General features: G+C 59.7%; 16 protein-coding genes. 7 read left to right on the top strand and 9 right to left on the bottom strand.

Annotated elements, in window-relative coordinates; genetic code table 11:
- Positions 1-91 precede the first annotated feature (91 nt).
- The 7 genes from QFZ94_RS06975 to QFZ94_RS07005 form a co-directional block, all read right to left on the bottom strand.
- Positions 92-937 carry an amidohydrolase family protein gene (locus QFZ94_RS06975; RefSeq protein ID WP_429455999.1) on the bottom strand — a complete coding sequence of 282 codons (846 nt, stop codon included), beginning with the start codon at positions 935-937 and terminating at the stop codon, positions 92-94.
- A gap of 46 nt (positions 938-983) precedes the next feature.
- Positions 984-2,087, bottom strand: a complete 1,104-nt coding sequence (locus QFZ94_RS06980) for a zinc-dependent alcohol dehydrogenase (protein WP_368585475.1) — start codon at positions 2,085-2,087, stop codon at positions 984-986.
- A 26-nt stretch (positions 2,088-2,113) separates the two neighbouring features.
- Entirely contained in the window at positions 2,114-2,908 is a 795-nt protein-coding gene (locus QFZ94_RS06985) for an amidohydrolase family protein (RefSeq protein WP_429456000.1), read from the bottom strand.
- A 7-nt stretch (positions 2,909-2,915) separates the two neighbouring features.
- Positions 2,916-4,169, bottom strand: coding sequence for a Rieske 2Fe-2S domain-containing protein (locus QFZ94_RS06990; protein WP_429456001.1), 1,254 nt, complete (start codon positions 4,167-4,169; stop codon positions 2,916-2,918).
- Between the two features lie 59 nt (positions 4,170-4,228).
- Complete coding sequence (locus QFZ94_RS06995) at positions 4,229-4,534, bottom strand: hypothetical protein (protein ID WP_368585472.1); 306 nt, start codon at positions 4,532-4,534, stop codon at positions 4,229-4,231.
- 9 nt (positions 4,535-4,543) lie between these two features.
- Entirely contained in the window at positions 4,544-5,728 is a 1,185-nt protein-coding gene (locus QFZ94_RS07000; RefSeq protein WP_429456002.1) for an acyl-CoA dehydrogenase family protein, read from the bottom strand.
- A gap of 83 nt (positions 5,729-5,811) precedes the next feature.
- Positions 5,812-6,954 carry a glycosyl hydrolase gene (locus QFZ94_RS07005; protein ID WP_429456003.1) on the bottom strand — a complete coding sequence of 381 codons (1,143 nt, stop codon included), beginning with the start codon at positions 6,952-6,954 and terminating at the stop codon, positions 5,812-5,814.
- A gap of 273 nt (positions 6,955-7,227) precedes the next feature.
- Between QFZ94_RS07005 and QFZ94_RS07010 the strand changes: the two genes are divergently transcribed.
- The 7 genes from QFZ94_RS07010 to QFZ94_RS07040 all read left to right on the top strand — a co-directional run bounded on the left by QFZ94_RS07010 (position 7,228) and on the right by QFZ94_RS07040 (position 12,962).
- Entirely contained in the window at positions 7,228-8,187 is a 960-nt protein-coding gene (locus QFZ94_RS07010) for a PDR/VanB family oxidoreductase (RefSeq protein WP_410853194.1), read from the top strand.
- A gap of 58 nt (positions 8,188-8,245) precedes the next feature.
- The gene (locus QFZ94_RS07015; protein WP_368585469.1) at positions 8,246-9,259 is read left to right on the top strand and encodes an amidohydrolase family protein; all 1,014 of its coding nucleotides are present in this window, start codon (positions 8,246-8,248) and stop codon (positions 9,257-9,259) included.
- A 28-nt stretch (positions 9,260-9,287) separates the two neighbouring features.
- Positions 9,288-10,292, top strand: a complete 1,005-nt coding sequence (locus QFZ94_RS07020; protein WP_368585468.1) for a protocatechuate 3,4-dioxygenase — start codon at positions 9,288-9,290, stop codon at positions 10,290-10,292.
- Between the two features lie 14 nt (positions 10,293-10,306).
- Positions 10,307-10,969, top strand: coding sequence for an RraA family protein (locus QFZ94_RS07025; protein ID WP_429456004.1), 663 nt, complete (start codon positions 10,307-10,309; stop codon positions 10,967-10,969).
- A gap of 2 nt (positions 10,970-10,971) precedes the next feature.
- Positions 10,972-11,649 carry an RraA family protein gene (locus QFZ94_RS07030; protein WP_176106756.1) on the top strand — a complete coding sequence of 226 codons (678 nt, stop codon included), beginning with the start codon at positions 10,972-10,974 and terminating at the stop codon, positions 11,647-11,649.
- A complete protein-coding gene (locus QFZ94_RS07035) occupies positions 11,646-12,317 on the top strand; it encodes a 4-carboxy-4-hydroxy-2-oxoadipate aldolase/oxaloacetate decarboxylase (protein WP_429456005.1) in 672 nt (223 codons plus the stop codon). Before QFZ94_RS07030 ends, QFZ94_RS07035 begins: the two co-directional genes overlap by 4 nt.
- Positions 12,318-12,416: 99 nt before the next feature.
- A complete protein-coding gene (locus QFZ94_RS07040; protein WP_246391938.1) occupies positions 12,417-12,962 on the top strand; it encodes a flavin reductase family protein in 546 nt (181 codons plus the stop codon).
- 106 nt (positions 12,963-13,068) lie between these two features.
- Here the strand turns inward: QFZ94_RS07040 and QFZ94_RS07045 are convergent, their stop codons facing one another.
- Positions 13,069-13,770, bottom strand: a complete 702-nt coding sequence (locus QFZ94_RS07045) for a GntR family transcriptional regulator (RefSeq protein ID WP_368585465.1) — start codon at positions 13,768-13,770, stop codon at positions 13,069-13,071.
- Positions 13,771-14,295: 525 nt separating this feature from the next.
- Positions 14,296-15,003: a dienelactone hydrolase family protein gene (locus tag QFZ94_RS07050; protein ID WP_368585464.1), complete on the bottom strand. Its 708-nt coding sequence runs from the start codon at positions 15,001-15,003 to the stop codon at positions 14,296-14,298.
- Positions 15,004-15,232 lie beyond the last annotated feature (229 nt).

Genomic DNA, 15,232 nt, shown 5'->3' on the forward strand with positions numbered 1-15,232 from the left:
CACCGCTCGACAAGACTCGGGGATACCCTTAAATGCGAGAAGCGGCGTCCCGCAATTTCTTATTGGAACGCCGTATTTAGGTGGGCGAATATCAGCTGAAGTACACGCGTTCGGCGGTCGTGTGCAGGACCTTCCGCTGATCCGCTTCAGAGAGCGACGACACCGCGTCCTTGGCCAACTGAACCATGTCCTTGTACTCACCCTTCGACTGCGCGATGTCCGAACCCCACATCACCCGGTCGGCGCCGAACGACCGGACAACACGCTCGACGACGGGCGCTGCCGGCAGCTCGAGTGCCTTCAGTTTGCCGAGGTTGATCATCGAGTACAGCAGATAGACGTTCGGCGAATCGACGAACGTGAGCAGCGCTTCGTCCACGCCGTAGTCCGGTGCACCCGATTCGCCGACGATGTTCGAAAAGTGGTCGAGAATGACCGGGGTGTTCGGGAATTGCTTGACGACGTCTCGAAGCGCTTCGAGCGCGCCGACGCGATTCCAGCGATAGAAGTGCAGACGCACCGAGCCGCCGAGATCCGACACGGCCGACCATGCACGCAGCGCTTCTTTCGACGCGAACCAGCTCGAGTCCGCGCCCTTGTTCGGCTCCGTCAAACGAATGCCGACCGAGCCGCGTTGGCCGACCCAGTAGCGCACGGTTTCTTCCACGTTGTCGGCCAGTGCATCGATCATGCACAGCGAACGCAGACGATCGGGATATTGCTCGGCGGAGTCCACCACATAGTCGTTGTGGAAGCCGTAGAGGTGAGCCCGCTGGACCGCGAGCGCCTTCTCGACACCATAAGCGTCGAGCAGGTCGATCAGGCGTTCGGCCGTCACCGGGTTGTCGAATGCGTTCGCTTCGAGCGTGCCGCTCAACGGCGACGGCGGATACTTCTCCACGTTAGTGGAAATCAGGTGGGCGTGACTGTCGATCATGACGTTACCTTCTCTGTAAAATTCGATATCAACAAACGGCAGGGCGTTATTTCCACGGATCAACACAGACGTGGATAGCGCCTTCGACGCCACGCCCGGCCGTCGCCAGGATCGCTTCGTGTGTCTGTGCGAGTCCGAACGTGTGCGAGCACACCTCGTCGATCGGATAGCGGCCCGAACCGATATAGCGCAGTGCGAGTTCGACGGCCGCATAGCTACGGCCACGCGGTGCGCGCACCGTCAGATAGCGTTTCTTGATCTCGCCGATCGGCACGTGTTGTTCCAGGCCGTTCAGGCTCAGGTAAGCGCCCTTCGCTGCCAGCGCGATCGCCTGCTTGACGATTTCGCCCTTGGGATCGCCCGTCGTATCGACAACGACGTCCACCCCGCGGCCCTTCGTGATACGCATCACTTCGGCTTCAAGGTCTTGCGTTTCGACATTGATCGCGTAGTCGGCGCCGAGGCGCAGCGACAGATCGAGACGAGTCTGGTCACGCGTCATACCCGCGAGAATCACCGTGTACGAGCCCGCGGCCTTTGCCGCCAGCACGCAGCCCAAACCCTGCTGGCCGGGACCGAAGACGAGCACGACCTTGCCGGGGCCTGCGCCACCGTCCAGACACGCCCACTGCACGCCGTTGCCGAACGGCACGGCCAGCGTCGCGTGGGTGGCCGGCAGGTCCTGGGGAATCTTGTGCATCACCGTGTTGAGCGGCATATGCATGTACTGCGCGTACCCGCCCCACAGATGCGGCGGCTTGTTGGCGGTGGACATACCGAATCGGTCGGTATTCAGGCGATCCTTCACGTTGAAGAAATCGACTTCCATGCACAGACGGAAATCGCCCTTCATACACCACTCGCAATTCCAGCACGGCAGGTATTCGTGGAGAGCCACGCGGTCGCCGGGCTTGACGCCCCACCGTTTAGCCGCGATTTCGCCAACCTCTTCGATCGTGCCGACGTTCTCGTGGCCCATGATCACCGGAACGTGACCTGCCTTGCGATACAACTCGGGATCGCTGCCTCCGACGCCGCTGGCTTCGATGCGCAAAATGCCGGTCTCTGGGCGCACTTGCGGATAGTCGAATTCGCGCAATTCGGTAGTCTCGACATCCGTTTTAACCGCGGCCAACACCTTCTTCGTCATGTCTGTCTCCTGCTAGTTTTTCAATCTCAGGCTTTCGAAAATACGCGCAGGGCGTTGCCGCCAAAGATCGCGTCGAGATCGTGATTCGTCAGTCCAGCGAGCGCCTGACGCGGGAGTTTCAACGCCAGACCATATCCCTCGCGTGAACTGACGACGGGAAAGTCAGAGCCCCACATCAAACGATCAGCGCCAAACGCGTCAACTGCTTCGTGTAGGAGCGTAGGATGAGCATCACCAAACGGCCGGCCCAGGTGCCATGTTTTCGGATCGCGAGGCAATAGTTCGCCAAGACCCGGCACTTTCAGCATCACATTGGGAAACGCCGCGAGTTTGAACACCTGACGGCGCAGGGCCAGCGCTTCATCCGTTGAAGCCGGTGCACTGGTGCCGCCAAGATGCTCGAGGACAATCGTCGTACCCGGCAATTTGGTGATCAATTCAATGAAGCCCGGCGCGTTGAACGTTTCAGCAGATCCCACGCAGCTCACTGGCAATCCCGAGGCCTGAACACCGCGCCAGGCCTCGGGAAGGCGACCGTCGTCAAGACATGCCGATGGTCTCAATCGAATACCGCTGGCACCAGCGCGTGCCAGCGATTCGATCGTCTTCGCAACGTCCGGGTCCTCGACATCGACCCAGGCCACGCTCGACAGACGGCCGGGAAATCGCTTAACGCATTCCTGCTGATACCGGTTGTCCGTCTGTCCAATCATCTGCGTGAGCACGGCATGACCAACACCGTATTCATTCATCTGATCGAGCAGCACCTCGACGGGCTCATACCAATGAGGCGATACGTGAGCGTGGCTATCAACGATCATGCGAACCTCAGGCCTTCAGAGCGACGGCCGGGTTGAGGGGCACTTCTTCCTTCCATGTGCGATCGTTCGGGAAGATCACCGTCGAAGCGTGAATCTGATTCCACGGAATCGTGTTCGTCAGCACGCTCGGCAGCTCGCCGCTTTGTGCGTACGCGCGTGCCGAACGAATCATCTGGCGACGCCATGCCACGACCGCGACGTCCGACGTGCCGAGGTGTTCCTTCGTGCGGTCGAGAATGCGGCCCTGCGTTTCGCTGACCGCGTGATCTTGCGTCAGGATGCCCTTGATGCCGGACATCGACGACGTCTTCATCGCCTCGCGGTCCTGCTTGTACCAGTTGTCGATGTTGAGTTCCTTGCGGAAGTTTTCATCGACCCAGTGGCCGCCTTCCTGGATGCGATATTCGATATCGACCGGCTGCGTTTCGTCGAAGAACCATTGGATGTGCCACGTCGATTCGTTGTCACGCGGAACGAAAGCGTTGGCCATGCGGCGGTTCTTGCGGACGCCGAAGCCATCGGGCGGGATCAGCGTGAAGAACGGCAGAATCACTTCCGTGACGCGGGCGTGCAGCTTGCCTTCTTCACGGAAATTGCGGACGCCGGCGTAGCGCAGACCGTACAGCGTGTATTCGACTTCGATCTTCGGACGCAAATCGCGCTCGTGCTCGTACTTCGCCGGCGCCGACCACGGCTGCTCGCGGTGAAGGACACCCGCGTGTGCCGAGTCGATCGTGCCTTCGACGGCTTGAGCGTAGTTACAGTCTTCGAGAACCTTGAACGCTGCGACCTTTTCTGCCGGGTACGACAGGAAATCGAAGTCGGGGAACTGCGGAACCTTTGCCGGGTCGCCCATGTACGTCCAGATCACGCCAGCGACCTCACGCACCGGGTAGGCGATCGCCTTGATGCGCGAGCACAGCTTCGAATCTTCCGGCTCGGTCGGGGTGTCCATGCACTGGCCATCGACGGCGAACTTCCAGCCGTGGTACAGACAACGCAGACCGCCTTCCGAGTTGTCGCCCAGCGCGAGAGAGGCACGACGGTGCGGGCACTGTTCTTCGAGCAGGCCGACCTTGCCGTCGCTGTCGCGGAACGCCACGAGATCTTCGCCGAGCAGACGCACACGCTTGGGCGCACCACCCGGCTCCTGAATTTCCGATGCGAGCAGCGCCGGAATCCAGAATTGACGAATCATGTCGCCGTTCGGGGTGCCTTTTCCTACTTGAGTCAGAACGTCGTTGTCTTCGCGGGAAAGCATGTTTGCTCCTAGTCTCTTGTATATGAATTTGCGTGGGAGACCGAAATCCCCCGACTGCCTTAAACGAGTGCGACGGCTTTTAGCAGTCGTTCGCGAGCGTCTACGGTGTTACTTTCGTTGCCGATCAGGTCGTGCGCTTCGATGATCAGATTGCGCAGCGCCACGAGGTTCTGCCCTTCGGCCGAGTTCGCGGCATTCCGTGCAGCCGCCGCGATATCGTTGTCGAGCAGGCGCCAGACTTCGTCCAGCTCGGACTCGCGATAAATCATCTGTTCGAACGTGCGCGAGTTCTCCACCCGTTCGACAATCTGACGCAGCGTTTCCGGCGAGTAATCCTCGATTGAATGAAGATCATCCACGTTCATTGCTAACTCCTATTTCTTAGGACCAGGGCCGAAGTTCGAAGGCGGCAGATCGAGTGCCTGACGTCCGTAACTCGTCAGTGCGCTGTCCCACGTGAATGCGAAGTGCTGCGCGGCCGAATTGACGTCGCGCCAGATGCGCTGGAGGTCCGACGCGTTGTAGATGCTGGTGCCGCCCGCGGCTTCGAACAGACTGTTGGCCGCGCGACGAGCCGTTTGCGCCGAATATGCCCAATCGCGGGAAATGCGCGACCATTCGAGCGGCGTCAACGACTTTGCGCTTTCGGCTGTGTCAATGCGGCGAGTGTCTTCGAGAATCAACGCATAGGCAGCGTCGAGATCCGCCGTCGCGTGTGCAAGACGTTCGATCGTTGCCGACTGCTCTGCCATCTGGTCAGCCGGCATTGCCTTCAGACGTGGCGCCAGACCTTCGGTGAACGATTTGATTGCCGCGCGTGCCATGCCCAGGGGCGCACCGATCAGCGAGAACGGCGTGACGTTATGGAACGGCATGCGGTAGATCGGAGCGCGCAGGGCATCGGCGCCTTCGACGCTGCCCGTCATCATTTCCTTCACGGACACCGAACGGTGTGCCGGGATGAACGCTTCGGCGACCTTGATCGTGCGGCTACCGGTGCCACGCAGGCCCGCGGTGTGCCAGTCATCGACGATCTGGATATCCGAGCGCGGGATCACGAAGAAGCGCGGTTCGGGCGGCCCGTCTTCGCGCTGCACGGCATTGCCGACGATGACCCACTCCACGTGATCGATACCGGAGCAGAAGCGCCCTTCACCGCTCACGAGTTTGTAGCCACCGTCGACTTCGGTAATCGTGCCGCCGAGGCGGAACACCGTGGCCGTCAGGGCGTGGCCTTTGCCCAGCACGTCTTGCTGTGCTTTCAACGGGAACAGGTTCAGCATCCAGCTGTGACCGGCGAGCACGCCGAACACCCAACCGGTCGAACCGCAAGCCGACGCGATTTCGGCCGTGACTTCGACGAGCGTCGTGAAGCCCAGCTCGGAACCACCAAACGACTTCGGCGTGATGATGTTGAAAAGACCCGACTCACGTAGTGCGTCGATGGTTTCTTTCGGCACCACGCGATCGCTTTCGGTCTGTTTGACACGTGAACGAATCACGTTGTGCAAACCGCGAGCGATAGCGAGGGCGTCCTCGTGACTAGCAATACGACTCAAGGCGTTCTCCTGTTAGGGCTTGCTGCGCCGCGCTCGAGGAACCGGCGCGCAGAATAGCTTTTTGTTTGGCTGCTGTGGCCGGGTCAGTGTTCGTTGCGGCCGTAACGACCTTCGACGTTCATGCGTTCCTTGGCATCGAGGAACCAGCGGTAGTGACCACCCTTCGAGATCGGCGGCACGTCTTCCGAGATCGCGTACCAGCTATCGCCGTCGTTCTCGGTCGCGTAAATCTCGCCCGTCGCGGTACCAGCGATGAGCATGATCCTGTCGCCCCAGTGATACAGACCCATGCCCTCGATGTTGCCGATGATTTCCTTGGGCAAACCATTACGCATATGGTCCCAGGTGACGCCACCATCGGTGCTCTTGAGAACCGTGGCATCCGCCGACTTCCGTGTACCCCAGTCACGCGGCGCGTTGCCCGGGCCACCGAGATACAGCACGTTTTCGTTGCGGGGATCGATGAACATCGCGTCGGGATAACCGATCAGGTCTTGACGCGTCATCAGGTGCACCCACGTCTCGCCTGCGTCTGCGCTGTAGTGCAGGCCTTCGCCGCCGCACATGAACATCTGCCTGGGGTTGGACGGACGAATCAGCACGCGGTGGTTGTCGTGGTAGAACTTGTCGTTTTCCGATTCGTAGCTACGCGGCTCGGTCCACGTCTTGCCGTCATCGACCGTCTTGAGCAGCGCGCCCTGTTCGATACAGATATAGAGCGTCTTCGGCTCGGCCGGATGGAACGCGATGTTCTTCACGTGCGCGATGTGCGGGGGCGGCGGGAACGTCCACTTGTCCTGGTCCGGCACCGTCATCATCTCGGGGATTTCGACCCACGTGGCACCCAGATCGTCGCTGCGATAAAGCGCGGACGGCTCCGTGCCCAGGAACAGAACGGTGCGGCCATCGCGCTCCTGCTGCGCCATCGTGTAGATATGCGTGCTTTTGAGCCCGTTGTTGGCTGGTTCCCACGTCAGCCCGAGGTCCTTGCTGACCGACAGACTGCCTTGGCCGTGTGCGCCCGCGAACAATAGACCCGCTTTCGGCACGTAGAGCAGCGCGCTCACGTGACGATCTTCCAGCGCCTTGCGCGTGAGATTCCACGGCGCATTGGCGTCGGCACGCTCGAACACGAGCATGCCTCGAATAGTGGCGACCAACAGCGTTGTTGCCGCACCCTCACCGTACGTGACGGTTCCACCGTTGGTGGTCAGAACTGCGATCATTTCTCCTCCCTAGGGGAATACCCCGTGTGATCTCGCCTGTTTTCCTCAGAAACGTAGTCGCTACAGCTTCCGCCAGACTCTGCGCCGAAGAGGCTTTGACTTTTTTCTGGTCAGGCCAAATAATATGCAAAAACGAATTACGCGTCAAACGGCCGACGGAACTTTCGGTGCCCCGTGATTCTGACGTCAGAGGTTCTTAAACAAGGAAGCGTGATGTGTAATTCTTGCGCGCCGTTTGCGCGGTTCTCCGCGTTCTACGATTTTGGAGGTGACATGAGTGAACAACTAAATGAAGTGATGACCCTGCGTTTGACGGCGATCAACTATCTGGCCCGGAACACGCTGGCCTTCACATTCGAAGACCCCGAGGGCAACCTGCTGCCCGGGGCGGAACCGGGCGCTCACGTCGGAGTCGTTTTGCCGAACGGCCTGACCCGTCAGTACTCGCTATTGGAATACAGCAACAGCCTGACACAGCGTTCGTACGTGGTCGGCGTCAAACTCGATCCGCAGTCGCGCGGCGGTTCGCGCTATATGCACGAGACGATGCGGGTCGGCGATCTCATCCAGATCGAAGCACCTCGCAACAATTTCCCGCTCAATGAAGATGCCGGGCACACCGTCCTCGTCGCCGGCGGTATCGGGATTACACCTATTCTGTGTATGGCGCGTCGTCTGAAAGAGCTCGGACAGTCGCCGCGTATCTATTACTCGTGCCGTGAACGCGTCGACGTCGCATTCGCCGAGGAATTGAAAACCTTCGAAGGCGCGCTGGTTCACGTCGATGCCGAGGCCGGCACATTCCTCAACATCGCGGACGTCGTCAAGAAAGAACCGTCCACCGCTCACTTCTACTGCTGCGGTCCCGGCCCGATGCTCGAGGCGTTCGAAGCCGCGTGTGCGTCGCTGCCTCAGGAACAGGTTCACGTCGAATACTTCTCCGCGAAGCAGGAAGCCGCGCTCGATGGGAACTTCGTCATCGAATTGCGCAAGAGCGGAAAAACCCTGACGGTCCCGCAGGGCAAAACGATTCTCAACGTCGTGCGCGACGCGGGAATCCCCATTTCCTATTCCTGTGAAGAAGGCGTGTGCGGCGCGTGTGAAGTCCGCGTGCTCGAAGGCCAACCCGATCACCGCGATGCCATTCTGTCGGAGCCCGAAAAGGCTGCGAACAACACGATGATCATTTGCTGTTCTGGCTGTAAGGGCGACCGTCTCGTCCTCGATCTGTAAGTAGAACACCGGGCGACGACGTCGCCCTCATCTCACGTTAAGTCAAGGAGACAAGTAAGTGATTATCGATTGCCACGGTCACGTCAGCGCGCCCGCCGAACTCTGGGTCTACAAGGCACACATCCTCTCGCATCGCGGCGAACATGGTCGCAGGATGCCGGAAGTGACGGACGAAGAGATCCTGCACTACGCGAACAAGAAGGAAATGGCGCCGGTCGGCCACATCGACATGCTCGATCGCGTGGGCACGAACGTCCAGCTGCTGTCGCCGCGTCCGTTCCAGATGATGCACAGCCAGAAGCCGGGCAAACTCGTCCACTGGTTCACCGAAGAAACGAACAACATCATCTCGCGCACGGTCAAGCTGCTGCCCAAGCGCTTCATCGGTGTGGGCGGCCTGCCGCAAGTTGCGGGTGACCCGATCGAAACCGTGCTGCCGGAACTCGAACGCGGCGTGAAGGAACTCGGCTTCAAGGGCGTGCTGCTCAACCCGGATCCGTTCGAAAACAGCGGCAGCGAAGCTCCGGGGTTGGGTGAGCGCTACTGGTATCCGCTGTACGAAAAGCTGTGCGAACTGGACATTCCGGCGCATATCCACGCTACGGGTTCACACTCGGCTCGCTCGCCCTACACCGTTCACTTCATCAATGAAGAAACGATCGCGGTGTTCAACCTCGTCAATTCGAACGTGTTCAAGGACTTCCCGAAGCTGAAGATCATGATCTCGCACGGCGGCGGCTCGATCCCGTATCAGATCGGTCGCTTCCAGTCGGGTGCGGCACGCGCCGGCCGCAACTTCCTCGAAGGTATGCGCAACCTGTATTACGACACCGTGCTCTATTCGGAAGAGTCGCTGCGCCTGCTGATCAAGACCGTGGGTGCCGATCGCTGCCTGTTCGGCGCCGAGTGCCCGGGCGTCGGCTCGGCTATCAATCCGGATACGGGCCGCACGTTCGACGACATCAAGCCGTACATCCAGGGCTTCGACTGGCTGTCGCAGGAAGAGAAGGACAAGATCTTCTTCGGCAATGCTCGCGACTTCTTCAAGCTCGACCTCGCGGATTACGAATAATTCCCAGCGCCCACAGGACTCGAAAACCATGGCAAAAATCGTACTGGGAATGGGGACATCGCACGGTCCCATGCTCGTGACGCCGCCTGAAACCTGGGGCGCTCGTGTACCCGATGACCGACTGAGTAAGCATCACTTCGAGGGCCGTGAGTGGTCCTTCGATGAACTCGTCGGTTATCGGCGTGCCGAGAACCTCGGGGACCAGATCACGCTCGACGTATGGAAAGCCAGGCACGCCCAGTGTCTCGCGGCTATCGAAGAGATGGCGCGGGTTCTCGCCGAAGCGAAGCCGGACGTCGTTGTGATCGTCGGCAACGATCAGATGGAGATCTTCGATACCGACTGCATCCCCGCACTCAGCGTCATGTGTGGCCCGACGATCGTGAACAACATGATCAGCCACGCGAAACTTCAGACGATGCCCCCGGGCGTGCGTCACGCGATGCCTGGCTATATGCCGGATACCGCGAGTTACTCCGGCGTTCCCGAACTCGCGAAGCACATCATCAAGACCGCGATGAACGATCAGTTCGACGTCGCAGCCCTTCAGCGTCTGTCGGAAACCGAAACGCCGCACGCGTTCGGCTTTGTGTTCCGTCAGTTGATGAAGGATCAGGTGATCCCGACCGTGCCGGTGCTCGTCAACACGTTCTACCCGCCGAATCAACCGACCGTTGCCCGCTGCCACGCGTTCGGCCGCTCGATCGGTCGCGCTATCCAGTCGTGGGACACGGATGCACGCGTTGCCGTCATCGCCTCGGGCGGTCTGACGCACTTCGTGATCGACGAGCGCGTCGATCAGTTGGTCCTGAGCGCAATGAAGAACCATGATTTCTCGCCGGTCTTCGAACTCGATGAAGCGATCTTCCAGGCAGGCACGTCGGAAATCAAGAACTGGATTCCGGTCGCTGGCGTGATGGACGAAATCGGCTTCGACATGACGGTGGTCGATTACGTGCCGTGCTATCGCAGCGAAGCCGGCACCGGCAACGCGATGGGTTTCGTTTACTGGAAGTCGCCGGACCGGCAATAAGGATTAGCAAAGATATGAAAAGCAAAGACGAATACGTCCACCGCCTTCGGCGATTGGACTGCTGCGCCGTCTCGGATGCGCTGGACAAACTCGGTCTGAGCGGCGTCGTCAGCGGTGTGAGGCAGGCTTCGGGCACCAGCCGGATCGCAGGTCGCGTGATCACGATGAAACTCGGTGTTGGCGATCCGCCTCCGGGCCCGCCGCGTCACCTCGGGACCACCGCTATCGAACTCGGCGGCGCCGACGACGTGATCGTTGTCGGACAGCGCACGGGCGTCGAAGCCGGTTCGTGGGGCGGCATCCTCTCGTTGGGCGCCAAGGTTCGCGGCATCGCTGGCGTGATCGCCGACGGCCCGGTCCGTGATATCGACGAATCCCGCGAGATGGATCTGCCGGTGTTCGCGAACGCGTTCACCGCCCGCACTGCCCGCGGTCGCATCGTCGAGAAAGGCGTCAACGTTCCGGTCGAGGTCTTCGGTACCGCCGTCGAAGCTGGTGATTATGTGATCGCCGACAGCAGCGCCGTGATCTTCATCAGCGCCGCCAACATTGCACGCGTGATCGAAACCGCCGAGTCGATCGTGGCGCGTGAAGCTCTGATGGCGAAGGCTGTACTGGCAGGTACCCCCATTCACGAAGTGATGGGCGGCAACTACGAATTCATGCTTAAGGATTAGTCATGTCCGAAATCGAACAAGACAAGAACGTCGCACGTGCGGCAAAACTCGAAACGGCGACGTTGAGCGACGCTCTCGATCGTCTGGGCCTCAACGGCCAGTGCAGCCGTATCAAGCCCCGTGATCCGTCCTTCCGCATGGCTGGCCGTGCATTCACGATCCTTTACGGCCCGGCTGCTTCTCCCGCAGGCACGGTCGGCGACTTCATCGACGACGTGCCGCCCGGCAGCGTGATCGTTCTCGACAACGGCGGTCGCACCGATGCCACCGTTTGGGGCGACATCCTGACTGAAATCGCACACCGTCGCGGCATTGCCGGCACGGTGATCGACGGCATCAACCGCGACGTCCATCTCTGCCTGTCGCTCGGTTATCCGGTGTTCTCCAAGGACAACTGGATGCGCACGGGCAAGGATCGCGTGCAAGTCGAAGCCACGAATGTGCCGGTCAACATCGGCGACGTACGTGTTGCCCCAGGTGACCTGCTGCGCGGTGATGCCGATGGCGTGATTTCGATTCCCAAAGAACACGAAGAGCGTGTGCTCGCCGCTGCGGAAGAAATCGACGCAGCAGAAAGAGCCATTCGTGCAGCAGTCGCGTCGGGCATGCGCCTCGACGAAGCGCGCAAGCAGTTCAAGTACCATCAATTGCAAACGCGCACCACCGGGAGCAAAGCATGACCGGTCCGCGCTTCAACCCGGCAGAGACGACACGCCTCGATATTCAACGTCCGAATGCCGAACTGATCAAGGCGGCTGGCAAACTGCCGTCTGCCACGCTGCATGAAGCGGCTGGAAAGATCGGTGCGCTGCCGGCTGCAATCCACCCTGTGGCACCGGGTTTCAAGCTGTGTGGCCCTGCTGTGACCGTCCATTCGCCGGGCGGCGACAACCTGTGGTTGCACCGGGCGATCTACGCAGCGCAGCCGGGTGATGTGCTGGTCGTATCGGTCAGCGAAGCGTATGAGCATGGGTACTGGGGCGAGATCATGTCAACGGCCTCAAAGGTTCGCGGGCTTGCAGGTCTCGTCATTAACGGGTGCGTTCGTGATCAGCGACTGCTGTCCGAGATCGGCTTCCCAGTTTTCGCCCGAGGACTCTGCATCCGCGGCACCGGAAAAGACTTTGGCGCACGTGGCTGGATCAACGCACCGATCCGACTCGACGACGTAACCGTTAATGCAGGTGACCTGATCGTCGGCGACGAAGATGGTGTCGTCTGCATTCCGCGCGAGCAAGTCGCAACCGCTATCGCAGCGTCGGAAGCACGCGAGGCCGCCGAAGCACAGCAGTTGAAACGGCTAGAGGCCGGCGAAAGCACGCTCAGTATCTTTGGCTGGGACCAGTAACCAGCTGAGAGGTGCGAGTCTCTCTCACGGGCGGCCGTCTTTGGGACGCCACCCGTGTTTCTTTTAGTGTCACCAAATTTTGATGACCTGGGGGCGCAATTGAGCATCGAAGAATCTGAATTTAGGCGCGCCATGCGCAGTCTCACCGGGCACGTATGTTTGATTACCACCGGTTCTGACGCTGACGGTCCACTCGCTGGCATGACAGCAACCGCCGTGACCTCGGTGAGTGCGGCGCCCCCTATCCTGCTCGTCTGCATCAATCGCGCGAATTCGTCGTTGGCACACGTGCAGGCGACCGGTCATTTCGTCGTCAATGTGCTAGCGCGCAGCGAGCAGGAATTGGCACAACGATTTTCTCGCCCGATCTCGCCTGAGGAGAAATTCCAGGCAGGCACATGGAATCGCATTAGGACCGGCGCCCCGGCGTTGGCCACGGCCATGGTGAATTTCGATTGCAGCGTCGAACGTATCGTCGAAATCGGCACGCATGCCGTAATTTTTGGCCACGTGCTGGGAACCGCCATTAATACGGACGCAAAGACGCCGCTACTGTATTCGCAGGGTTCTTACGGTGAATTTCAAACCAATAAGGCCGTCGATTTCCACGACATGCTTTGGATCTCGAACTGGGGCTCCGACTAATTTAGCAATTCGGCAGGCGTCTTCAAGTCGGCGTCGAACGACAAACACGTTGCGCGAAACGGGCTGTAGATGAAAAAAGGGGCACCGTGGGTGCCCCTTCTATCATTCAGGTCTCTCTGGCCGCAAGCACCGCCATCAATCCGCTCAAAACAATTGATCGGCCCTTTTCGTAGGTCGCGAGCAGCAAGTCCTTATCCTTACTCTGCAACGCCTTCACCAACCGCGCCTCGATATTCGCATTGCGGTGCTCAGGGTTCGCAGAGATATCCGCGGCCAATGCGCGATAGCGATCGGTCAATCGCATCAATCGCAGCACTTCGCGCTTAAGGACCTTGTTCGGTGACAGATCGAAAATCATGTCGTGGAATGCGCGGTGCTGCTCGATCCAGCCTTCGCGATTACCCGCACCGAGCAAATGCTCCAGATCCGCGAGCATTGCCTTGAGTTGCTTCATCTGCGCAGGCGTCGGCCATTCGATGGTCATCAGCAATTCGGCTTCGAGCAGTTGCCGCATCCGATATAGTTGCCGTGCCTCGTCGCTCGACAGTTGGGCGACAAAGAACCCACGATTCGGATCGTGTTCAATGATGCCTTCAGCGGCCAGCAGTTTCAGCGCCTCACGCACGGGCACTCGGCTAATTCCGAAGCGCTCGGCAAGATCGGACTGTCGTAGTTGGAAGCCGGGCGCAAGCACTCCCCGGTTGATCAGTTTGCGCGTCTCTGCCGCCACCTGAGCCGGGAAATCACTGCCGTCCAGTTCCTGAAGTTCGCCGGAAGTCACTCGGCCTAGCATCGCAATCGTATTCATTTTCGTATTATATCTCAGAATATCCCGACGCAACCGTCAACGACACGTCGTGGCCGGCCCTTGGCCACGGACGCCCGCCGCCCTGCGTGTTGCCTCGGACTCGCGAATTTCGCTTGAATATTAGGTAGGTACTTAACTGTATTAGCGGCTGCGCGACCGGTCAGACAATGTCAGCGAAGATGTCGCCCGTTCCCCACGAGAGGAATGACGCTTTCAGGTCCAGAACAGCGAAATGAACTGACACCCGTCTGCCGAGTTAAGTGCTGCTGTCCACAACTTAACCGAGGATTCCAATACCGTTTAGCATTTTATGTTGGCTTTGCTTTCAAATGCAATTCTAGATAGACGCATCCGATAAGGAACACTATGTTTGCGCAAAATCAGGCAGTCCACATCCGCCAGCTTGGCAACGCCATTCAGCACGCAGGGTTTGAAGCGCACCTCGCAAACCCGGTACAGGCTGCATAAGAAAACGGCCGCGCTGCAAATAAACAGCGCGGCCGTCCACTTCCGCCATTCACTAACTCATTTCCACAGCGTGCGGCCAAAGAACGTCAGCGTACGATCCCAGGCCTGTTGTGCCCAGACCGGATCGTATTGCGTCCTCGCAATGCGGCCCGATCCAACCGCCGTTTCGTTCGCGAACGCGTGACGCGCCAGATAACGATGAAACTCGATGTCGACCTTCGCGTCGGTGAGTTTCTTTTCGAGCGCGTCGACGGTATCGGCGGCGAAGAACTCGTCCTGCGTACCCCAGTGGCCCATCACCGGAACCTTGATCTTCGACGCATCGATATAGTCGAGCGGCGGGAAGCCATACCAGACGACGCCGGCCGCCAATTCGGGCACGTTGCACAGCGCGAGGAACGTCAACGCGCCGCCCATGCAATAGCCGGTCACGCCGACCTTCGCAGCGTGCTGCTGCAGATACTGGACCGCGCCGCGCACGTCCTGCGTTGCGGCATCGCCGAAATCGAGGCCGCTCATCAGATGGTGCGCCTCGTCCTCTTCGACCGTCGACTTGCCGCGATACAGATCGGGCACGAGCGCGAAGTAGCCGGCTTTCGCGAGGCGATCGGCGACGCCGCGAATCTGGTCGTTCAATCCCCACCATTCCTGGATCACGACGATCGCGGGCGCGCCCGCGGTTTTTTCCGGCTTCGCGAGATAGCCCTGTAGCTGCTTGCCGTCGGGACGGTTGAACGTGATCATCGAACCTGCGTGTTGGGTCATCGGTCGCTCCTCGAGTAGACGAAACCGCTAGCATAGCGCCACTACCCCGTTTCCTGTTCTATCGGAACCGTGTCAGCGCGCGGGAGTGCTCCGGTTGAATCTGCGCATTATGTAAATCCAACCATACGACGTTAAACATCCGGAAAACCTCATTAACCCATTCGCCGAAGTGCGGTTCCACAAAGTCGATTGGCGACGCTATACTCCACGCCATGCTTTCTGGATCGGC

It is taken from the genome of Paraburkholderia sp. JPY465, from assembly GCF_050436725.1.
In the GTDB taxonomy this organism is placed as follows: domain Bacteria; phylum Pseudomonadota; class Gammaproteobacteria; order Burkholderiales; family Burkholderiaceae; genus Paraburkholderia; species Paraburkholderia youngii.

Excerpts from the sequence above, each read along its gene's own strand:
- QFZ94_RS06995 (WP_368585472.1), bottom strand. The coding sequence starts at position 4,534 with ATGAACGTGGATGATCTTCATTCAATCGAGGATTACTCGCCGGAAACG.
- QFZ94_RS07010 (WP_410853194.1), top strand. The coding sequence starts at position 7,228 with ATGAGTGAACAACTAAATGAAGTGATGACCCTGCGTTTGACGGCGATC.
- QFZ94_RS06990 (WP_429456001.1), bottom strand. The coding sequence starts at position 4,169 with ATGCTTTCCCGCGAAGACAACGACGTTCTGACTCAAGTAGGAAAAGGC.
- QFZ94_RS06980 (WP_368585475.1), bottom strand. The coding sequence starts at position 2,087 with ATGACGAAGAAGGTGTTGGCCGCGGTTAAAACGGATGTCGAGACTACC.
- QFZ94_RS07020 (WP_368585468.1), top strand. The coding sequence starts at position 9,288 with ATGGCAAAAATCGTACTGGGAATGGGGACATCGCACGGTCCCATGCTC.
- QFZ94_RS06975 (WP_429455999.1), bottom strand. The coding sequence starts at position 937 with ATGATCGACAGTCACGCCCACCTGATTTCCACTAACGTGGAGAAGTAT.
- QFZ94_RS07050 (WP_368585464.1), bottom strand. The coding sequence starts at position 15,003 with ATGACCCAACACGCAGGTTCGATGATCACGTTCAACCGTCCCGACGGC.
- QFZ94_RS07030 (WP_176106756.1), top strand. The coding sequence starts at position 10,972 with ATGTCCGAAATCGAACAAGACAAGAACGTCGCACGTGCGGCAAAACTC.
- QFZ94_RS07025 (WP_429456004.1), top strand. The coding sequence starts at position 10,307 with ATGAAAAGCAAAGACGAATACGTCCACCGCCTTCGGCGATTGGACTGC.
- QFZ94_RS07035 (WP_429456005.1), top strand. The coding sequence starts at position 11,646 with ATGACCGGTCCGCGCTTCAACCCGGCAGAGACGACACGCCTCGATATT.
- QFZ94_RS07045 (WP_368585465.1), bottom strand. The coding sequence starts at position 13,770 with ATGAATACGATTGCGATGCTAGGCCGAGTGACTTCCGGCGAACTTCAG.
- QFZ94_RS07005 (WP_429456003.1), bottom strand. The coding sequence starts at position 6,954 with ATGATCGCAGTTCTGACCACCAACGGTGGAACCGTCACGTACGGTGAG.
- QFZ94_RS06985 (WP_429456000.1), bottom strand. The coding sequence starts at position 2,908 with ATGATCGTTGATAGCCACGCTCACGTATCGCCTCATTGGTATGAGCCC.